The sequence below is a fragment of the Hyphomonas sp. UBA3601 genome, assembly GCF_002375605.1.
Lineage (GTDB): Bacteria > Pseudomonadota > Alphaproteobacteria > Caulobacterales > Hyphomonadaceae > Hyphomonas.
Genome location: NZ_DFME01000061.1, coordinates 3975 through 4543, shown reverse-complemented (window position 1 = coordinate 4543; position 569 = coordinate 3975). Strand labels below are relative to the sequence as shown.

The following is a 569-nucleotide window of genomic DNA, read 5'->3' as shown; positions in this document are numbered from 1 at the left end:
CCTGCGGCCGGGATCATTCTGTGTACGGCGACACCGCTATCGAATATTGTCTGTTAGCTTTGCCAGACGAAGTTATTGTCACTAGCGCGACGAGTCTGGACAATGACCTGGTCATTGAAGCAGGCGCTAAGGTGGTCGCGAAGGATCCGAGTTTTCTTTTTCGCCACGATATTTCCAAATCACAAGTTCAAACCCTTTGGCATCGAAGTTTGCTTAAGAGCCAACTAGCGTGGCAAATCGCGCCAGATATATCTTCGATACAGGACCGCTTGTTCAAAGCCATCTCGGGTGCTGGGGTGAATGCAGGTTTGCTGACGATTCTCATGTCGACGCCGCTCGGAGATTGGTGCGCTTTCGAATGCAGAGCACAGGTCTGGGGCCTGTTGCCGTCCACCTGCAGATCATCAGCACTGTCGGAGACCGCTGCCAGCTGGATCGCTAGCTACCCAGCCAATGTCGGAAACCCAGCATTCTTCACACCGGAAATGCCGCTTGCAGAGTCTATTGCAGATGATTCGCAGAGTCATAAATTGTTGGCGGCGCTCAAGGCAGGGACATTTGAAGCCGCG

1 protein-coding gene is annotated in these 569 nt (G+C 53.1%); it reads left to right on the top strand.

Annotated elements, in window-relative coordinates; all coding sequences use genetic code 11:
* Window positions 1–20: 20 nt before the first annotated feature.
* Window positions 21–569, top strand: a 549-nt coding sequence (locus tag B4F73_RS06715) for a hypothetical protein (RefSeq protein ID WP_290482816.1), incomplete at its 3' end; no start/stop codon positions are given.